At 79.2% G+C, this 703-nt stretch carries 1 protein-coding gene; it reads left to right on the forward strand.

Annotated features, from left to right (window positions below; translation table 11 throughout):
* Positions 1-173 precede the first annotated feature (173 nt).
* Positions 174-703 (forward strand): universal stress protein (locus J7523_RS20440; RefSeq protein ID WP_291890637.1); only part of this gene is annotated, 530 nt, incomplete at its 3' end.

Below are 703 nucleotides of genomic sequence, written 5' to 3' on the forward strand. Positions count from 1 at the left end.
GCGGTGGGTCACCGGGCAGGTCCTCGACGCCACCGGGGGCACCCAGCTCTGACCGGTCGTGAGCCTGCGCCCGTCGGCGGCCGCGGCGCAGCGCGCCAGGTTGGTCCAGCGCCTTGCCGTCGCGCGTCCGCCGCGTGACGATCGGAGCACGGCCGAGCCTCGGGGAGGGCGCGATGGGCACGCACGTGGTGGTCGGGTACGACGGGTCGCCGGAGGCGGTCTCGGCGGTGCGGTGGGCGGCGGTCGCGGCCCACCGGCTGGGCGCGGAGCTGCGGGTCGTGCACGTGTGGGGGCTGCAGGGGCAGCTCGACGTGCCGCCGCTGCGCACCGCCTCGGCGTACGTCCGGCAGGGTGCGCAGGAGGTCGCGGACGAGGGCGCGCAGGTCGCGCGCGAGCAGGCGCCCGGGCTCGCCGTCACCGCGGTCCTCGACGACGGCCCGCCCGCGCGCACGCTCGTCGGGCTCGCGCAGGACGCCCGGCTGCTCGTCGTCGGCCGGCAGGGCGCCGGGCGGCTGTCGGGCGTGCTGCTCGGGTCGGTGTCGCTCGGCGTGCTCCAGCACGCGCCGTGCCCCGTCGTGGTGGTGCCCCGCACGCAGGTCGCGCCGCAGCCCACCGGGCACGTCGTCGTCGGCGTCGACGGGTCGGCGGCCTCGTTCGCCGCGGTCGACGCCGCCGTCACGGGCGCCGACGCGATCGCCAGCAG

The organism is Cellulomonas sp., from assembly GCF_017744555.1.
Lineage (GTDB): Bacteria > Actinomycetota > Actinomycetes > Actinomycetales > Cellulomonadaceae > Cellulomonas.